At 37.3% G+C, this 20,756-nt stretch carries 15 protein-coding genes; 11 read left to right on the forward strand and 4 right to left on the reverse strand.

Going from position 1 to position 20,756, the window contains the following annotated elements; genetic code table 11:
• Positions 1-128: 128 nt before the first annotated feature.
• Positions 129-2,486, reverse strand: coding sequence for a GH92 family glycosyl hydrolase (locus tag ACUNWD_RS02960; protein WP_445586274.1), 2,358 nt, complete (start codon positions 2,484-2,486; stop codon positions 129-131).
• Positions 2,487-2,520: 34 nt separating this feature from the next.
• The gene (locus ACUNWD_RS02965; RefSeq protein WP_445586275.1) at positions 2,521-5,652 is read right to left on the reverse strand and encodes a GH92 family glycosyl hydrolase; all 3,132 of its coding nucleotides are present in this window, start codon (positions 5,650-5,652) and stop codon (positions 2,521-2,523) included.
• Between the two features lie 359 nt (positions 5,653-6,011).
• Here ACUNWD_RS02965 and nspC point away from each other — a divergent pair, with 359 nt between their 5' ends.
• From nspC to ACUNWD_RS02980, 3 genes are all read left to right on the forward strand, one after another.
• Positions 6,012-7,157, forward strand: a complete 1,146-nt coding sequence (gene nspC, locus ACUNWD_RS02970) for a carboxynorspermidine decarboxylase (protein ID WP_445586276.1) — start codon at positions 6,012-6,014, stop codon at positions 7,155-7,157.
• A gap of 170 nt (positions 7,158-7,327) precedes the next feature.
• The gene (locus ACUNWD_RS02975; RefSeq protein ID WP_445586277.1) at positions 7,328-9,103 is read left to right on the forward strand and encodes an ABC transporter ATP-binding protein; all 1,776 of its coding nucleotides are present in this window, start codon (positions 7,328-7,330) and stop codon (positions 9,101-9,103) included.
• Positions 9,104-9,546: 443 nt separating this feature from the next.
• The gene (locus tag ACUNWD_RS02980) at positions 9,547-10,047 is read left to right on the forward strand and encodes a hypothetical protein (protein WP_445586278.1); all 501 of its coding nucleotides are present in this window, start codon (positions 9,547-9,549) and stop codon (positions 10,045-10,047) included.
• Positions 10,048-10,102: 55 nt separating this feature from the next.
• Here ACUNWD_RS02980 and ACUNWD_RS02985 read toward each other — a convergent pair whose 3' ends face one another.
• Both ACUNWD_RS02985 and truA read right to left on the reverse strand, forming a co-directional pair.
• Positions 10,103-10,942: a class I SAM-dependent methyltransferase gene (locus ACUNWD_RS02985; protein WP_445586279.1), complete on the reverse strand. Its 840-nt coding sequence runs from the start codon at positions 10,940-10,942 to the stop codon at positions 10,103-10,105.
• Between the two features lie 258 nt (positions 10,943-11,200).
• Entirely contained in the window at positions 11,201-11,971 is a 771-nt protein-coding gene (truA, locus tag ACUNWD_RS02990; RefSeq protein ID WP_445586280.1) for a tRNA pseudouridine(38-40) synthase TruA, read from the reverse strand.
• Between the two features lie 183 nt (positions 11,972-12,154).
• On the opposite strand from truA, the gene ACUNWD_RS02995 reads away from it, so the two are divergent.
• From ACUNWD_RS02995 to ACUNWD_RS03030, 8 genes are all read left to right on the forward strand, one after another.
• On the forward strand, positions 12,155-13,150 hold the full coding sequence (locus tag ACUNWD_RS02995; protein WP_445586281.1) for an AAA family ATPase: 996 nt from the start codon (positions 12,155-12,157) through the stop codon (positions 13,148-13,150).
• Positions 13,151-13,259: 109 nt separating this feature from the next.
• Positions 13,260-14,141 carry a DUF58 domain-containing protein gene (locus ACUNWD_RS03000; RefSeq protein WP_445586282.1) on the forward strand — a complete coding sequence of 294 codons (882 nt, stop codon included), beginning with the start codon at positions 13,260-13,262 and terminating at the stop codon, positions 14,139-14,141.
• Positions 14,142-14,143: 2 nt separating this feature from the next.
• Entirely contained in the window at positions 14,144-15,139 is a 996-nt protein-coding gene (locus ACUNWD_RS03005; RefSeq protein WP_445586283.1) for a hypothetical protein, read from the forward strand.
• Positions 15,140-15,146: 7 nt separating this feature from the next.
• Complete coding sequence (locus tag ACUNWD_RS03010; protein WP_445586284.1) at positions 15,147-16,139, forward strand: vWA domain-containing protein; 993 nt, start codon at positions 15,147-15,149, stop codon at positions 16,137-16,139.
• Positions 16,140-16,151: 12 nt separating this feature from the next.
• A complete protein-coding gene (locus tag ACUNWD_RS03015; protein WP_445586285.1) occupies positions 16,152-17,186 on the forward strand; it encodes a vWA domain-containing protein in 1,035 nt (344 codons plus the stop codon).
• Positions 17,183-18,004, forward strand: a complete 822-nt coding sequence (locus ACUNWD_RS03020; RefSeq protein ID WP_445586286.1) for a tetratricopeptide repeat protein — start codon at positions 17,183-17,185, stop codon at positions 18,002-18,004. The genes ACUNWD_RS03015 and ACUNWD_RS03020 overlap by 4 nt, the downstream gene beginning before the upstream one ends.
• 106 nt (positions 18,005-18,110) lie before the next feature.
• Positions 18,111-19,922, forward strand: coding sequence for a BatD family protein (locus ACUNWD_RS03025; protein ID WP_445586287.1), 1,812 nt, complete (start codon positions 18,111-18,113; stop codon positions 19,920-19,922).
• Positions 19,923-19,939: 17 nt separating this feature from the next.
• Entirely contained in the window at positions 19,940-20,689 is a 750-nt protein-coding gene (locus ACUNWD_RS03030; protein ID WP_445586288.1) for a tetratricopeptide repeat protein, read from the forward strand.
• Positions 20,690-20,756 lie beyond the last annotated feature (67 nt).

Genomic DNA, 20,756 nt, shown 5'->3' on the forward strand with positions numbered 1-20,756 from the left:
ATGATCCCCATATTTCCCTATTACAGCGTGCAACTTAGCTTTTCCACTGGCCGTCCTTTACCCGTAGAACTATCGAATAATCACCTCATAATAACATTTAAACTTCACCGATGGTTGCAAAAACACAATTATGGAGTATTTCCCAGTTCAATAATCATTTGTCCCCCATTCGTTATTGTCGAAAATGGTATAAAATTGGTGTTAACTATTTCTCCGTTCAACTCAATAGACTGAATGTAATCATTAGTTGATGAGTTGTTCTTTGTTTTGATGGTAAAGGTTCGTCCTTCGTAATAATCACGATTTAACTTGATCGTAATTTTATCAAATAATGGACTTCCAATTTGAAATTCAGGATTAATCTCGGTTAACCCCTTAGCATCAAATAGTCCCATAGCCGACATTACATACCAAGCACCTAATTGTCCCTGATCTTCATCTTGACCAAAGCCATAACCATGAATACCTTCGGTACCATAAAATTCATTACATATTGCGCGTACCCATTTCTGAGACAAATATGGCTTTCCAGAAAAGTTGAACAACCAGGAAATATGCAAATTAGGCTGATTACCATGATTATAAAGTGTCTTTAACCCAGAAAATGCATCGACTTCTTTTCCACCACCAAAGATGTTTTTTCGTGATTCAATAAAGATGCTATCGAGCCTATTATTGAAGGTATCTGCTCCTATTGTTTCTACTAATTCTTCAATATCGTGAGGCACATAAAAGGTATATTGTACGGCATTCCCCTCCTGGAAACCACGCCACGGCTCTAAAGGATTAAATTCTGAAATAAAATTGCCCCCCGTATCTTTCGGTCTAATCAGGTTCGTTTTCGAATCATATATCAACTTCCATCCTTTTGATAACGCAGAAAGCTTTTCATAGTCGCTCGTTTTACCCAGCTGTTTTGCAAATTGAGCAACAGCATAACTACTAAAAGAATATTCCAGGGTATGAGAAGCAGCAAAGCCACTTCCCTCTTCTGAAGTGCCCATTCCAAATCGATCTTCAAAAGGAACATATCCTTTTTCAACGAATTGCTTCAGATCGGTCTTACCAGCTCCTTCAATTCTACCCTGCCATCCAATCTCATTTTTCAAAGCCGCTTCATATCCTAAATCCACATCAAAATCGCGAATGCCACAATTATATGCTGAAGCGATTGCCAGACTAACAAAATTAGTTCCTACACCAGACACGTATTTACTGCAAGCTATTCCATCACCTAACCAACCAGCATCTTTATAAACAAGCAATTGACTTTGAATCCAGTCTGAAAAATATTCAGGATAAGCAACTGCCCATAATTGGGTTAGATTCCAAAAAGCCCCCCAAATAGCATCCGTATTATAATGTTGATGAATTGGTTCGTTATTTTCATCCAGTTCAATTTGCCCAACTCCTCCATCATTTTTTGGATAGGCTCCAGTAACATCACTCGCTAATCCTCGTCCCAACAAAGCATGAAACAATCCGGTGTAAAACTTCATTTTATCCTCTTCTTTACCTCCCTCCACTTTAATCCTTCCCAAATAATCAGACCAGGTTTTGGTGGCTCTTTCCAGCGCTAAATCAAAATCAACATCGGTTGCTTCACTAATTAAATTATTGCGGGCATTGTCAATTGAAGTATAAGAAAGTCCTACTTTAATCTCAATAGCTTCATCAGCCACTGTACTAAACGTAAAATACATTCCTGCACCTACTCCTTTTATTTCATTTTGAAACGCTTTAATAGAATCTTGCCTAAAACCACCATATGATTCTGGCTTCTTATTTATTTGAGCGGAAAAAAACATCCTCACATCGGCCCCCTTCTGATACTTATTCACATAAACAGGTGAGGTGATAACATATCCCTCAATTCGGTTATCTGCCGTATATATCATATATGCATCTTTCACTTCTCCGCTTTCCCCTTGTTTGTTTCCAATATCAAACAATATATGTGCTTGCTCTGTCTCCGGGAAAGTATATCGGTGAAAACCAACCCTTTTTGTAGCTGTTAATTCAGCTTTAACGACATAATCTTTTAATAGAACGGAATAATATCCCGGCCGTGCTAATTCATCACTTTTTTCAAAACGGGAACGGTATCCCTGATTTGGATTATCCAATTCCCCAGGAACTGTCTTCAGTTCGCCAATCGACGGAGCAATAACAACACCGCCAACTTGAAACTCATGAAAATTTGCAAATCCCTCTATTGAATGATGTCGAAAATCGTAGCCTACAGCCTGCCAACCGCTTTTATTTCCCAAGTGTGCATCCGTTGATGGCGCCAATTTTGCCATTCCAAATGGAACAGCAGCCGGAGTATAGAAAAACCAGCGACAGTGGGCTGTACCAATATTTGGATCGACATAATCAATTGGATCTAGCCCCTTAGCGTTTATTGATAAAATGGAACCTCCAAATACCAGAAATGCAAATATTGTTTTAATAAAATTGGAGTTAACTATCTTTTTCAGGTTCATAGTTTGTTCGATTTTAAGTCGTTGAATAATCACTTTATTTTTTAGCTGGGGTTCCAATTCCCCAATCCTTGTTGGGCTGGTCTCCCATCAACAAAGTTAACTTTCCTCCTTGTAATAATTCAATAGCAGGAAACCAAAAAGTATTTAAATCTTTACCATTCAGTTTGGCAGATTGCACATATTTATTTGCTCGTGATGCATTTTCTGCTTCAATGACAAATTGGTTACCTCTCCCATATTTCTCACCCAAATCAATAACAATTTTAGAATAAAGTGGACTCGCGATTTCATAAATTGGCTCTTGCCGACAACCTCCATCCATTTGAAACAAGCCAATTGAAGCCATAACGAACCAAGCACTCATTTGACCTTGATCCTCATCTCCTAAATAAGCATTTGCTTCACCAGTTCCATAATATTTTTCGATAATTGAACGGCTCCATTTTTGTGTTAGCCATGGGTGATCAACCCAGTTAAAAAGAAATGCAAAGTGCATGGATTGTTGATTTCCCTGAACTACCGGATAATCCCAGTACTGATCATTTGGAGCATTATATCTCCACGGTTCACTAACAACAAATCCCCATTTTAAGCGATCAACAAAAGCTTTCTCGCCGATTATTTTGGCTAATTCAGCAACATCCTGCGGCACGAAATAACTTAACTGCCATGAATTTCCTTCCACATAATGATGATTCCTGCCTGTTTGAAATGGATCAAATGGTTCCACAAACTGACCATTACTCTCCCTTAACTGGGCAAAACCAGTTTCAGAATTAAATGCATTTTTCCACCAGGTACCTCTTTCACTAAAGGTTTTAAAATCTTCCATCTTTCCTAGTGATTTTGCAAACTGAGAAACCGTCCAGTCATCATACGAATATTCCAGGGTGTTTGAAAAACGTCCTAAATCCGACGGCACATAATGATATTTCAAATATGAAGTTAAATCGCGGTTTCCAGCAAATCCACCAGCAACGGGAGATGCCGGAGTTGTTTGCATTTTTTTCACTGCTTCATAAGCTTTTTCAACATCAAAATCACGAATTCCCATTTGGTAGGTAGATACAATTTGTGGAATTTCATGCTCAGCGACCATCACTGGAATGTATTCCATGCCTGCGGGACCTTTTGCAAGCCATCCATTAACATCATATAACGCCAACTGCGAATTCACCCACTTTGATGACCATTCAGGTGTAACCAAGTTCCAAAACTGATTCAAATTCCAAAATGTATTCCAAAATGCATCACAGCCTAACGCTAAATGATCTGGATTGGTAAAAGTTTGTTTCGTCTCATCCGGAGCAATCCAATCGCCATTCACATCGCTCCAGGTATTTCTGCAAAGCGAGCGATAAAAATTGCTGTAAAATCGCACTTTTTCCATACGATTATCTGTAGTTATCTCTATTCGTGATAAGTAACTATTCCAAACTTCTTTTTGATTTTCGACAACTGCATCATAATCCCAACCAAATGGCTTAGTAATTTCTTCATTTAGATTCATCGAGGCATTCTCAACACTTACCAGCGAGATGCCAGAACGAAGCTGAACAATTGGTGATTTCTTTGTATCAAACTCAACATAAATTCCTGCATCTTTAAAATCTGCCCCCTCGATCTCATCAATATCAACCAATCTTTCATTCAACCAACCTCCTGCTGCTTTTATGGGTTGGTCAAATTCAATAACAAAATGAACCGTATATTCCTGATCTGCATCATTACTCCAGACCCTGGGTCGAGGAGATAGTTGGTGACTGACTCCCTCAATACGGTAGTCACTAACTTTTTCAATTTCAATATCTTTTAGTAAATAATCATACTCAGCTTGTATATGAAGATCAATCATTATTCGCCCATCCTGATCTTTGAGAAATGTATATCGCTGTAATGAACACCGGGTAGTTGCAGTAATCTCAGCCCAAATCTTAGTATCTGGCATATAAATTTTGTAATACCCCAATGGTGCTTCTTCTGTTGATTTATCAATTCTGGCTCTATATCCAGAATCTGGCTCAAACTGATCTCCAACAACAGTTTCCAGCATTCCATTTGTCGGCATAATTCCTAGTCCTCCCATGGTCCATTCATGAATATGGCTAAAACATCCAATTGTTTCAAAAGTAGGCTGGTATCCAGCTTGCCAACCAATATTCTGATTATCGGGGCTCATCTTAACCATGCTGAAAGGCATCCATGGTCCAGGAGCAATCATCCACCTTGAATGCGCCGTTCCTATCCGGGTATCCACATAATCTGCTAATGTTTGTTCAGCCATTGGTGACCGATCAACAGAACCTTTTTCAAGTTCCTTCCCATCAACGAAAATTCGATAGGTGCTTTTTTTCGCTTTTTTTACTGCCGGCATTGGTACTTCAAGCTGGTATCTACCCGTATCTAATGTGGCCTGATAAATTTGCTTCTTATCCAGCTCAACCGCTAACACCGGACTTCCATCAAGATGTTCAACATCTACTATCAAAGGCTGAACTTTGCGTCCCTTGCTTTCAATTTCATACGATGCCGCTTCAACTGACCGAATAAAAGCCTGATCATTTTTAATTAATTGATTTCCTGATGGGCCTTCCAATTTTACCTGATCAAATACCACCCAAGATCCTTCCAATATTGAAATTTTCACACAATTTCCGCCTTTATTAAAATCGGAGGCCTGTAACGATATATCAATAATTTTCTCCACTGAATGATCTGAATCTTCATTTATAGATTCCTCATTCACTCCTTTTAACAGAAATTTCTGGCTTTTTGAATTGACACTCACTTTCATTAATGACCGATTTGGATTGGAGTCTACCAAATCAATAATTAAGTGGTACTCCCCATTTACTGGTTCATTTTCCAAACCAAATAATATGTTTACCTCATGAGTCCTCCACCCAGAAGTTCCCCAGGTTCCACCCCATGTATCTGCAGGGCCTGGTAATACATAAGGAAAATCCGAAATAGCCATTGAATGTCCAACCAAGAAATACCGATCCTCAAACCCAAAGTCTCTACTTAAAAACTTTTTGTATTCCGAAGGTCCCAATGCCAAATCGGACGATGAATTATCATTTTCACCGATAGACCAAATATTGCCAGCTTGAGACACATAACTGAGCAAAAGTATTAGCAGAGTAGCACACGATATACTTTTCATGGAAGTTAGGTTTTGAAAAAGGTTAAGTTACTAATAAAGTATCAATTGCACTTATATGTTCATACATTTAATATATGTACAAACATATAAGAGAATCACGACATTTCAAAATATTAATTAATGATTTAACTTCTATATTTCTCTGCTTCCGAAAACCTCTCTAAGTATCAACAAAATAACACGAGTATATTTGAATTATAGTCTGACATTAATTAAGTTAAAAACCAACTTTTCAGATGTGCAGTAAAAACCAATGTTGTTAATCAGTATTCACTAAAAAAACAATAGTTGTTTTCAAGATTGAAAAGGAATCGTGAACTAAAATTAGTTTCTTTGTTGTATTCAATATTTGAAATTTCATGATGAACGATTTTTATAAAATACCATCTCCTTGTTTTGTTTTAGAGGAAAACTTATTGCGTAAAAACCTTCGATTAATTCGCTCGGTTGCTGACGAAGCTAGCATCGAAATTATATTGGCATTTAAAGGATTTGCCATGTGGAGTGCATTTCCAATTGTACGTGAATACTTTGGTGGCGCCACTGCCAGTTCATTAAGTGAAGCTCGATTGTGTACAGATGAAATGAAAACTAAAGCGCATACCTACGCTCCGGTTTACGATCCAGTTGAATTTAATCAATTAATGAAATGCTCAAGCCACATTACCTTTAATTCTGTCAGTCAGTTTGAGAGGTTTTCTTCAAAATTATCAACTTCAGATCACAAAATTTCAGCAGGAATTCGGATAAATCCTGAATTCTCGGAAGTTGAGACCGAATTGTACAACCCTTGCGCCCCGGGTTCACGCTTGGGTGTAATAGCTGAGCAACTTGGCGACAAACTTCCCGAAGGAATTGAAGGATTGCATTTTCACACCCTGTGCGAATCCTATTCAACCGATTTAGAAAAGACACTGACAGCTGTAGAAGCGAAATTCGGAAAGTTCTTCGGTCAAATCAAATGGGTGAATATGGGTGGCGGGCATTTAATGACCAGAAAAGGCTACGATACTGAGCATTTAATTCGTCTTTTACAGGAGTTTAAAAGCAGGCATCCACACATAAAAATTATACTTGAACCAGGTAGTGCTTTTGCTTGGGAGACTGGATTCTTAAAGGCTAGCATTCTTGATATTGTTGAGAACAAGGGAATAAAGACTGCCATGCTAAATGTGTCGTTTTCGGCACATATGCCGGATTGCCTGGAAATGCCCTATCAACCTCGTATTCGTCATGCACATTCAAGTCCGATTGATGGTAAACCAACCTATCGCATGGGGGGAAACTCATGCCTAAGTGGCGATTACATGGGCTATTGGTCCTTTGATCAGGAATTGCAAATTGGAGATACGATTATCCTTGAAGATATGATTCACTACACCATGGTAAAAACAACCTTTTTCAATGGTGTTCAACATCCTTCAATCGGCATTTTAAAATCTGATGGTAATTTTGAATTAGTACGGAAATTTGGTTATGAGGACTATAAAGGGAAATTAAGCTAATTTCTTCTAGCCTTAACGGCGTTTTCCCAATTCTAAATTTCAAGCGTTTACACATAACCTTTTAGAAAAGCCATTTTGGTTGATTATCTCGTTTAAATACGAATTTAAACCAATCCAACCATTAGCTGTTTTCCAAAATTGGAGATATTATCAAAGCCATTTTAAAACACATGGAAAGAGACAAGCAAAAAAAGAAAATAAATAAGGCCTCATTGCAAAAAACATTGCGTTTATACTCGTTTTTAAAACCTTTTAAATATGAATTTTTCGCTGGCCTTTTCTTCCTATTGCTAACGAGTGGTGCAACTTTGGCATTTCCAAAACTTCTAGGTATTCTGGTTGACTATGGCAACCAGGGGAAACCTCAATCAGAAATTAATAAAGTTGTTTTGATATTGGCAGGATTGCTTGTTTTACAGGCCATATTTAGTTTTATGCGAACCAATCTTTTTGTCCGCGTAACTTCAAAAACCCTTGCTTCACTAAGACAACATACATACAAACACATGATTCGCCTGCCGATGGGCTTCTTTTTAAAACGTCGGGTTGGAGAATTAACCAGTCGAATTTCATCGGATATTTCGTTATTACAAGATACTTTAACATCAACAGTTGCTGACCTTCTACGAGAATTATTGATTATTACTGGAGGAATCATTCTACTCATTTTCATCTCTCCGAAGCTTACACTGTTCATGTTGTTGGTACTTCCATTAATTGTTATTTTAGCAATAGTATTTGGCCGTTTTATCAGGAGATATTCCAAACAAATGCAAAGCCAGGTCGCCGATTCAAACACCATTGTAGAAGAAACACTTCAGGGAGTTCAGAATGTGAAAGCGTATGCAAACGAATTTTTTGAAATTGATCGGTACAACGAAATGACCGATAAAGTAGCGCAAACTGGAATTACCGGAGGAATTTATCGCGGCGCTTTCTCAGCTTTTATGATTATTGGGATGTTTGGTTCAATGGTAGCAGTAATCTGGAGAGGAACTATTCTGATTTCGAATGGTCAGATGGCCGCCGGAGAATTATTTTCATTTGTTTTATACAGTGCTTTTATTGCCGGAATGATGGGGGGACTCGCGGATGTATATGCCAGGTTACAGAAAGCCATTGGTGCCACTGAAAATTTGTTGGAGATTTTAGATGAGCCGGTTGAGGTTGTAATGCCACAAAGCCAAATTAAAAAGGAAGATATTCTAAACGGTAATATTCAGTTTAAAGATGTCTCTTTTCATTATCCGTCAAGAAAGGAAACAGATGTAATTAAAAACATATCTTTTCATATAAAAACAAATGAACAAGTTGCATTGGTTGGGCCGAGTGGTGCCGGAAAATCAACAATTGTAAACCTATTGCTTCGCTTTTATGAACTGAAAGACGGAACAATTTACTTCAATGATAGGGATAGCGGGAAGATTCCGCTTACCGTTTTACGTTCTCAAATAGCAGTTGTCCCTCAAGATGTTTTCCTTTTTGGGGGAACGATCCGCGAAAATATTGCATATGGGAAACAAGATGCTTCTGACGATGAAATTATTGAAGCTGCAAAACAAGCCAATGCATGGTCATTTATAAAAGAGTGCAAAAATGGTCTGGAAAGCATTGTTGGAGAGCGCGGGGTTCAGCTATCAGGTGGACAAAGACAGCGAATAGCCATTGCCAGAGCAGTATTAAAAAATCCACGTATTTTAATTTTGGACGAAGCTACCAGCTCGCTTGATTCAGAATCGGAAAGATTGGTTCAGGAAGCGTTGGAAAAGCTTATGAAAGGAAGAACCTCTGTAGTTATTGCTCATAGACTCTCAACCATAAGAAAAGCGGACAAAATAATCGTTCTTGACAAAGGGCAAATTGTTCAGCAAGGTACACATAACGAGTTGGTACAAGACCAATCCGGATTGTATTATACACTAAGCGAATTGCAATTTGCAGGTTAATAAATCAAACACTTGCTCTGGGCTACACATGTTCAAATAATAAGCGATAATTTTATTCAAAACGTACCACTGGCACTCTAGCATTTTTTTAACATTCGTGTAAAACCACCGAGCTGTCTACAAGAGCTGCCTTCACTCCTATTTTGACGCAACAGGGTGAAAGATTGAACGTACTAATTTATTAGGTATGCGTTTAGTCTAGATGGACAATTATATTTAACATATAGCGTCATAAAGACCCCCTTATTTTCTCACAATCTAACTAAACAATGATCAGTATTATTAATACTATTCCGGAAATGGATTCGGAAAATATGATTTAGGAATTGGGCAACCGAAAGTGGAATGATAAAAGTTTTCTGGTTATTTAAATACCATAACGACTGTACAAAGACGAAAATTAATCGATTCCACTTATCGGCGAATCAGAAAAAACAGTTAACATGAAAACAAAATTAATTCTGACAATAGCAATGATTTTACTCGCGTGCTTTTCATTAGAAGCCCAGCAGAGTGTACTCGAAGATGAGGTAATAAGTGGAGCTTCCCTAACAGATCTTGGAGATTATACAATTAAAACGGCACGGGAACCAATATCTTTAAAAGGGAAAGTACTTACTACCTACGAATTATCATATGAATTTGCTAATTATCCTGTTTATATCGGAATAGATCCGGTTAGTGAAGAATGCAGAAACTTTGTTGTTAAAACTCAGGCTTTCACTCTTGTGTATCGATGCGAAAATCACGTATTTGGATCTTGTACTATTGCCAGCATTTACAATAGCAACGGAGAAGAACTCGATCTCTCTATTATTGATAAACGGCAAAAATTTGCTCAACGCATTATTACCCAGAATATTAAATCTGAAGATGAGCTCCTAGGCTTAATTGCTTGTTATTTCCCTGATCTCATCAAGGAAAGTTATCGGAAACTAATTTAAAATGTAGAAATAGTAGCCTACCAATCTTTGGTAAGCTACTATTTATTGCATTATCCTAAGGCTTTTTTGCAACACAAAAAGTTAGATATTCTCCACTCCATAGATCATTTCCCCGAAATACATTTTCAAAGAAACGAGGCTTCTCAAATCCCTGACCTTCTAATATCAATGCCAAGTCTTGGTGAGAGAAAAAATGGGTCCAAAATCGATAAACATCAATATTTTCTTGTTCATCTATAACCTTGTGTTGGTAAAGAATTACCTTTTCTTTTTCATAGAAAAATGATTCCGACAAAGTTAAATAAGGATGATCTCTCCAAAAACCACCATCTGACGCCTCCCAACTCTTTGGATTGAGCTTCCTTTGAAGTTCGACATCATTTAATACATCAAAAACCAATGTTCCTCCTGGCTTAAGAACCTGCTTTATCTTCGACAGGAGCTTTTCTCGTTCAATAGGCCTAAGTACGCCAAAATCAGTATAAACGAGAATTACTAAATCGAAAGTATCTGGATTGATATCCAAATTAAGATAATCATCACAAACATATTCAATATCCAAATCTCTCTCCTTTGCTTTACACACTGCATAATCAATTGAGCTTTTTGAGAAATCTACTCCAGTAACTTTATGTCCTTTTTCTGCAAACTTTTCAGCATACAATCCGGGTCCACATCCTAAATCAAGAATGTTCAGTTGTTTTCCGCTGACCTGTGATAATATCCAGCTAACTGTTAATTCAATTGTTGATTGTTTTCTACTAGCCAAATCAACGTTTTCATTTAAGTGAATTTCCAGAAGTTGTTTCGAAATATGGTCATCAGTCCACATTACAGCAGTACCGTTTGTATATAGTTTTGGCCGCTTCAAATTTGTTAAGATATTTTGTATCATAATATTCAATGATTTTATTCTGAATTTATGCTTTGCATTAATTCAAGTAAAAAATTATAAAAATGTAAACATGAAATAACTACTCACTTATGATCTAATCGGTGAGATGCTATTTTCTTCAGAATGAAGAATAAATGATATTTAGCTTAACTTTTGAAAGTAATGCGAAATTACAAAAAAAATGGATGGAGAAAATTAAAAAGCAAAAAAATCCCCGGGAGATTTTTCCCGAGGATCTTATATTAATAGAAATATTATTTACTCAAAGATGGAAGTTCCAGCAAATATTTCCTCAGGATACGCAATATGGGATAAAAACAAACCTTGAGCCGGCACAGAGACACCTGCAACAGATCTATCTTTAGCTTCGATAATATCTCGTAAATCTTGAACAGAAATCTTTCCCTGTCCGATGTCAACCATGGTGCCAACAATTGCACGAACCATGTTTCGAAGAAAACGATCAGCCTTAATTTTAAAAATCACGCGATTATCATCTTGTTTCCACTTCGCATAATAGATTTTGCAATTATTGGTCTTTACATCGGTATGTAATTTACTGAAACTGGTGAAATCAATATAATCAAACAAAACCGCACAGGCTTCATTCATTTTATCCACATTCAGCGGGTATCGTAAATACCAGGAAGTTTCCTGAGTAAATGGATCTTTCTGTACATTAATAAAGTAATGATAGGTTCTTGAGCTTGCATCAAAACGAGCATGTGCGTCTTCTTGTACTTTATGAACACTGAAAATTACGATATCACTATTCAAAAAACTATTTAGTTTATATGTAAAATTAGGATGATCTAAATTCGATTTTTCTGAATCAAAATGTGCTACAAAATAACTTGCATGTACGCCGGTATCTGTCCGCCCGGCCCCAGTAACTGCAATGGTCTCTCTGCAAATAGTCGATAATCCATTTTCAATAAATTCCTGAACAGTTTTCGCATTTGGCTGAATTTGCCAACCATGAAAATTAGTTCCCTTGTAGGCCAGTTCTATAAAGTAGCGTTGTCTCAAAATTTTTGAATTTAATTCAAAAGTAAAAAAATAAAAATATCTTGTTCATAAACCGCCAGAATTATTAATTTTACAGCTCTTTCAGCGGGTGTATGCTTAACAATTTTTAACAAAAATACACCTTTTTTTATGCAATGATGAATTAATTTCGTCGACCTTAACTGAGAATAATAATTAAACAATATGGATCAATCAGTAGATATTCGTGAATTGAATGAACGAATCCAAAAAGAAAGTTCTTTTGTGGATTTGGTCAGTATGGAAATGAATAAAGTTATTGTTGGCCAAAAGCATTTGGTCGAAAGTTTGTTGATTGGCTTACTATCCGGTGGCCATATTCTTTTGGAAGGTGTTCCCGGACTGGCAAAAACACTCGCCATTAACACTCTTTCTACAACTATTGACGCAAAATTTGCGCGTATCCAGTTCACACCGGACTTGCTTCCTGCCGACTTGCTTGGAACCATGATTTACAGTCAGAAAAACGAAGAGTTTGTGGTAAAAAAAGGCCCCATATTTACCAATTTTGTATTGGCGGATGAGATTAACAGGGCGCCGGCAAAAGTGCAATCAGCTTTACTGGAAGCAATGCAGGAACGTCAAATAACCATTGGAGAAAACACCTATAAACTTGAAGAACCATTCCTGGTAATGGCCACTCAAAACCCGATTGAGCAAGAAGGTACCTATCCTCTTCCCGAAGCGCAAGTTGACCGTTTCATGCTGAAAGTGGTTATAGACTATCCTCAAAAAGAGGAAGAAAAGTTGATTATCCAACAAAACTTATTGAAGGAATTTCCAACGGCGACTAAAATTCTGAAACCAGAAGACATCATTAAAGCGCGTGACGTAGTTAAGGATGTTTACCTGGATGAAAAAATTAGCAAGTACATTGTTGACATCGTATTTGCAACACGTAATCCACAAGACTATAAATTGGATCAATTCACCGACATGATTTCTTATGGAGGTTCTCCAAGGGCAAGTATTAGTTTGGCACAAGCTGCAAAAGCATACGCATTTATTAAGCGTCGTGGATATGTAATTCCAGAAGATGTTCGGGCAGTATGCCCTGATGTGATGCGCCACCGTATCGGATTAAGTTATGAAGCTGAAGCCAATAACATTACATCGGAAGATATCATCACCGAAATTCTAAATACTGTTGAAGTACCATAGAAAGTTGCAGGTTTCGAAAAAGAATTTTCGTTAATCGATCAAAACTTGGAACATGGAATTTGTGTTTTGTGATGTGGAATTTGAATTTTAAACTAGAAACTTCTTTGAAGTGGAACATACTGATCTATTAAAAAAAGTACGGAAGATCGAGATTAAGACGAGAGGCCTGAGCCGGAATATATTTGCCGGTGAATACCACTCTGCTTTCAAAGGTCGAGGCATGGCTTTTAGCGAGGTGCGAGAATACCAGTTTGGAGATGATGTTCGCAGTATTGACTGGAATGTTACTGCTCGTTATAACAAACCATACATCAAGATTTTTGAGGAAGAACGTGAACTAACCGTCATGCTATTAATCGACGTGAGCGGCTCCCGTGATTTTGGATCTTTCAATAAGTTTAAGAAAAATGTAATCACCGAAATATCAGCTATCCTCTCATTTTCGGCTATTCAAAATAATGATAAGATTGGGGTTATTTTCTTTTCTGAGAAAATTGAGAAGTTTATTCCCCCCAAGAAAGGCAAATCTCATATTTTGCATATCATTCGTGAATTAATTGATTTTGAACCTGATAACAAGGGAACAAACATCACCGAAGCAATTCGCTACATGACCAATGCAATTAAGAAGCGATGCACGAGTTTCATTATTTCGGACTTTATTCAGAATGAAGAAGATTTTGAAAAATCATTGACTATCGCCAATAATAAGCATGATGTAGTGGCTCTTCGAATTTATGATAAACGGGAAACTAAACTGCCGCCAATTGGCATGATTAAACTGAAAGATGCAGAGTCCGGCGAATATGTTTGGGTTGATACCAGTAGCAAGAAAGTAAGGGATACATATGAAAACTGGTGGAAGCAAAGCAATGCGAAGCTAGATTATATATTCAAAAAAAGTGGTGTTGATTATACCGACATCAATACCAATGATGACTATGTAAAAGCCCTGGTGACTTTGTTTAAAAAGCGGGGGTTAAAAGCATAACTATGAAGCATATAAAAATCATAGCAATATTAATTGTATCGCTGATCGGAATTAATGGATCCGTTTCGGCACAAAAGATACAAGCGAAAGCAGTGTTGGATTCCACTCAAATTTTAATTGGAGATCAGGTAAAGCTTAGGCTTGAATTGGATCAACCGAACAATGTGGACATTATATTTCCTGAAATAGGTGATTCTTTGTCTTCAACGGTTGAGGTAATTGAACGTTCACCTTTAGATACTTTCGAATTAGAAGAAAGTGAACAAATCAAAATCATACAAAACCTGACAATTACTTCTTTTGACAGTGGTCAACAGGTAATACCACCATTCTATTTTGAGTTGAAGTATAACGATCTATCAGACACCATTGAAACAGTACCCGTTGAGTTTTTTGTCCACAGCATGCCCATTGATACAACAATGGGACCTACTGATATTAAAAAACCATATGGTGCTCCAATTACTTTAGCAGAAGTATCGCCTTATATTTTGGGAATTATTTTAATAGGTGCACTGTTATTTTTCATTTTCTATTATATCAGAAGACGGAAGAATAATAAGCCCGTATTTGGAAAAGCCTCGAAACCCAAAGAAGCGCCTCATATTATTGCATTGAGAAGACTCGATAAAGTAAAAAATGAAAAACCTTGGCAACACGGAGAAATTAAACTTTTCTATAGTGAGGTTGCTGATACATTGAGAACCTACATCGAAGATAGATTTGACATTCGGGCAATGGAATATACTACAGATGAGACGATCAAGGCTTTCGAAGAACAAAAAGGATTGGTTGCTGAAAAATCATTTAGTGAACTGAAAAATATCCTTCGCTTATCTGATTTAGTCAAATTTGCGAAATACACTCCAGGTCCTGATGATCACAACCTAAGCTTAATGAATGCTTATTTCTTTGTGGATCAAACAAAAATTGAAGTAAAGAAAACTGGGAAGCCTGAACAGGAAGATCTGGAAGGTGAAGAAGTTGAGCTAAAATAATGGAAGAATGAACGGAATAGAATTTAGAAATCCGGAGTATTTTTACGTTTTGCTGGTACTTGTACCCATGTTGGCATGGTATATTTTCAGGTATCGAAAAGCAGGAGCCAGTATCCGCTATTCATCAATAATGGGGTTTCGTAATATTGGCAAAGGTTGGAAATACTATCTGCGCCATTTACCATTTGTTTTGCAAATGGCTGGAATTGGCTTATTAAGTATCGCTCTTGCTCGCCCGCAAACATCGAATAGCTGGGAAGACGTTACCACGGAAGGGATTGATATTGTAATTGCGCTAGACATTTCGAGTTCCATGCTTGCCAGGGACTTTCAACCAAACAGATTGGAAGCAGCTAAAAATGTAGCAACAGAGTTTATATCTGGTCGTCGCAATGATAAAATGGGCCTGGTCGTTTTCTCTGGTGAAAGTTTTACGCAATGTCCACTTACAACTGATCATGCAGTTTTAATCAATCTTTTTAAGGATATTGAAAGCGGCATGATAGAAGATGGAACTGCAATTGGGAATGGTTTAGCAACAGCAGTTACTCGATTAAAAGAAAGTGATGCCATTAGTAAAGTAATTATTCTGCTTACTGATGGTGAAAACAATCGTGGTGAGATTGCTCCAGTAACTGCTGCTGAAGTGGCTAAAACATTCGGTATTCGTGTGTACACGATAGGTGTTGGAACCATTGGAACCGCCCCCTACCCGATGCAAACTCCATTTGGCACGCAAATTCGTGATGTTGAGGTAAAAATTGATGAAGAAACCTTGCAGGAAATTGCCAACATAACTGATGGACAATATTTCCGTGCAACAAGCAATAGTACACTAGTCGATATTTACGAACAAATTGATCAACTGGAAAAATCTAAAATTGAAGTAAAAGAATACAGCAAAAAAGATGAAGTATTTGAAAAATATGCTCTTGGAGCAATTCTAATTCTTTTGCTTGGATTATTATTAAAAACAACATTATTCAGGAATATTCCCTAAAAAAGACAGAAAATGGAGATGTTTAGGTTCGCACATCCTGATTATTTATATGCATTGGTAATCATTCCAATCTTAGTAATTCTATTCTGGCTCTCACGTCGCAGTAGAAGAAAAGCTCTGGAACGCTTTGGACAAATGGAAACTTTAGAATACCTCATGCCGAATGTGAGTAAATCCAGGCCGGTATTCAAATTTATCATTTGGCTGTTTACTCTTTCGTCTATAATTTTTGCCTTGTCGCGTCCACAGTTTGGCAGCAAGTTAAAAACTATAAAACGCGAAGGAGTTGAGTTAATCATAGCTTTAGATGTTTCCAACTCGATGATGGCTGAAGACATTCAACCAAATCGTTTGGAACGTGCGAAGAGGGCGATATCACGGCTGGTTGACAACTTGAGCGACGATAAAATTGGATTAATAGTTTTTGCTGGTGATGCGTATACACAATTACCAATCACAACAGACTATCCATCTGCAAAGCTGTTCTTAAATGCGGTTAATACTGAAATTGTCCCAAGACAAGGAACTGCAATTGGTGCAGCAATAGAATTGGCAACCAACTCGTTTAGTCCTCAGTTTGAAGGCAACAAAGCAATAGTAGTTATTACCGATGGTGAAAACCATGAAGATGATGCAATTGGAGCGGCAACAGCTGCAGCTGAAAAAGGTATTATTGTGCATACCATTGGGATGGGATTACCTCAGGGAGGTCCAATTCCAATCTACAGAAACGGACAAAAAGATTACCGGAAAGATAAGGAAGGTAACGTGGTAATTACCAAATTGAATGAAACGATGCTTCAACAGGTGTCTGCCGCTGGTAAAGGAATCTATGTACGTGCAAACAATGCGCAGGTTGGGCTGAATACGTTGTTTAATGAAATTGACAAAATGGAAGAGGCTGAAATGGAATCGCTGGTTTATTCGGAATATGAAGAGCAGTATCAGTGGTTCATTGCATTGGCACTGCTATTGATATTAGTTGATTTCATGACTTTAGAACGGAAAAACAAATATTTGAAAAACATCAAATTATTTGGAAGATGAGAAAGATTTTAATGAAATATTACAGCATTCTTATTATTCTGCTAACTGTTTTCACGCTAAACAGTCAGGCTCAAAATGAACGCAAATTTGTCCGTGAAGGAAATAGCTTGTTTGAGCAAGCGCTCTCTGATACTACAAAATTGGATACAACCACTTTTAGTCTTTCAGAAACCGCTTATCGAAAAGCATTGGATAAGCGCCCTGATGACTTAAAATGGAAATTCAATTTGGGAGACGCAATGTACAAGCAAATGAAGTTTGAAGAAGCAGCGGCTGGCTTTGGCGAAATTGCCGATAAAAGCTCTGATAAAATTGAAAAAGCCCGCTCCTATCACAACATGGGAAATTCGCTTTTAATGCAAAACAAATTGGATGAAAGTATCGAAGCGTATAAAGATGCTTTAAGAAATAATCCGAATGATCTGGATAGTAAATATAATTTGGTGTACGCGATGAACCTGAAAAAGAAACAGGAACAACAGCAGAAACAAAATAAAGATCAAAATAAGGATCAGGATAAAGACAACAAGGATCAAAATAAGGACCAGAATAAAGACCAACAGCAAAATCAGGATCAAAATAAAGATCAGAACAAAGACCAGCAGGATCAACAGCAAAAGCAAGACCAGAATAAACAGAATCAGGACCAGGATCAGAATAAACAACAACAGCAGCAACCGCAGCAACAAAAAATATCGAAAGAAAACGCTGAACGATTGTTGCAGGCTTTGCAAAATGATGAGGAAAAAATTCAGGAGAAGGTAAAAAAGGCAAAAGCTGCAAAAGCGAAACAACGACAAACAGATAAAGATTGGTAATAATTGGAGTCAAAAATGACTCAGCAATATAGATAGTCGATCAGAAATTAACGCTTTGTACGGTTATTTTATATTTTTGCAACGAATTTAAAGCATGGACAAAACAATGATTAGAAAAATCGTTTTTACCATATTATTCATAGCAACCGCATTACTTTCGAATGCTGACAATGTGAAATTCACCATGTCGGGACCAAATGTTGTATCGGTTGGAGAACAATTCAGACTTTCATTTACGCTAAACGAGCGTGGAACTGATTTGCAATTACCGGATATGTCAAACTTTGAAGTCTTGATGGGACCATCTACCTCTACCAGTTTCAGCAGTCAAATTATTAACGGAAAAGTCACCCAGTCAAACTCTTATTCTTATACGTTCATTCTAAGAGCAAAAAAAGAAGGTTCTTTTACCATTCGCCCGGGCTCTATAAAAGTTGATGGTAAAGTTTATGAATCCAATGAACTTGACATTCAGGTAGTCAAAGCAAAAGCTTCTTCCGGATCTCAGCAATCAACGCAGCAGCAGCAATCGACATCCACAGCAAGCCTCGACAAAGACGACCTTTTTGTGAAAGTTGATCTTGATAAAAGAAATGTATTTAAAGGAGAACAAATAATTGCCACAGTAAAAATATATGTTGCTCCTACGGTACCAATTACCAGTTTTGATGATGTAAAACTTCCTTCTTACGAAGGTTTCTGGACGCAGGAAATTGATATACCAAGTCAGATCAGTTTTTCTCGTGAAGTGTATGATAATAAAATTTACCAGGTTGGTATTCTTAAAAAAACCATCCTTTTCCCACAGCAAACAGGAAAAATCAAAATAGATCCGTTTGAAATTACCTGTCTGGTGCGTCAACGAGTACGTCAACAAAGAAGTTTCTTTGATGATTTCTTTGATAACTACCGGACAATTCCAGCGAAAGTTGTTAGTGACCCTGTAAATATTAGTGTGAAAGAATTACCATCTCCTCCTGCCAGTTTCTATGGTGCGGTTGGTAATTTCGACTTCTCAGCTTCTATGGATAAAACCAATTTAAAAGCAAACGAAGCGGTTACACTTTCGGTCAAAATTTCAGGCAATGGAAATCTTAGGTTAATTGAAGCTCCAAAATTAGAACTACCGAGTGACTTTGAAGTTTATGACCCAAAGACAACTGATAACTTAAATGCATCAGACAATGGATTGAGAGGAAGCAAAACATTTGAATATTTATTCATTCCTCGTTTTGCTGGTGAATACACGATTCCTGCTGTTCAATTTGCCTACTTTAATCCTGCTACCGGGAAATATGTATATAAAAAGTCTTCGGAATTCACTATCAACGTAGCAAAAGGAGACGATGAGCAAACTGCTACCGTTACCAGCGCATTCTCGAAAGAAGATGTCCGCTACATTGGAAAAGATATCCGATACATCAAGCAAAATCAATATAAACTTAAATCAAAAGCCACAACATTTTATGGAAGCTTGGCTTTCTACTTAAGCTACCTTGGCAGTGCACTTTTGTTTTTAATTGTTACATTGGTTTATCGTAAAAAACTGAAGGAAAATGCCAATCTACAATTGGTAAGAAATAAACAGGCTAATAAAGTAGCCAGGAAACGTTTAAAAACTGCATCAGTCTTCTTGAAACAGCAAAAAGCTGAAGAATTCTACGAAGCTATTCTGAAAGCTTTCTGGGGTTATTTGAGTGATAAGCTTAATATTCCTGTTGCTGATTTAAATCGTGAAAATGCGGTTAGTTCTTTACAGAAAAGACAAGTAACTATCGAACTTACTGATGAGTTGAATAGTTTAATTGACTCCTGCGAATTTGCTCGCTACGCACCAAGTGCCAGCGGGGTTACCATGGATGAAGTGTATAATAAATCGGCCTCATTAATGGGCAAATTGGAAAAACAAATTCGTTAACCTTAAAAGTTGAATAGATGAAATTTTTCATTCAAACCATATTAGCTATTTTGATCACAACAGGAGCATTTGCACAGCAAGCCCTGGTGGACAAAGCTAACCAACATTACGCTGCAGAAGAATACCAAGAAGCAGCAGAGAGTTACGAAGAGCTCTTGGATAGTGGACTTGAGTCTGCTGAAGTATATTACAACTTGGGAAACTCGTATTTTAAAAGTGGCCAGGCAACAAAAGCCATCATCAATTACGAAAGAGCAAAGTTGCTTGCTCCTTCCGATGAAGACATTAAATTCAACCTTGAACTGGCAAATCAACATGTGGTAGATGCCATTGAGCCACTTCCACAGGTTTTCTTTATTAGATGGTGGAATAGCCTTAGCAATAGTTTTTCAATTGATCATTGGGCGCGTATTAGTGTGATCTGTTTTATACTTGCTTTAATCTTAACCGGAATCTTTGCATTTAGTCGTTCTGTTGCGTCTAAGCGTTTGAGTTTTTGGTTTGGTATTTTACTGGTCGTGGTTGCTGTTTTTAGTTTCAATTTTGCATCGCATCAAAAGAAACGTTTAACACAGCATGAATTTGCTATTGTTGTGCAACCAAGTATTACCGTCAAAAGCTCACCTTCAGAAACAGGAACTGATATTTTTGTTATTCACGAGGGATTGAAAGTTCAGATTAAAGATAGTTTAGGTAGCTGGAGAGAAATCCGTTTGGCAGACGGAAACCAGGGATGGTTACCGGCGAATAGCATAGAAAGAATTTAACCCATATACCGGCAAACCAGCCGGTTTTTTTATTCATTATAAAATTATTACAACCATTTTAAGTTGA

This window comes from Sunxiuqinia sp. A32, from assembly GCF_052690465.1.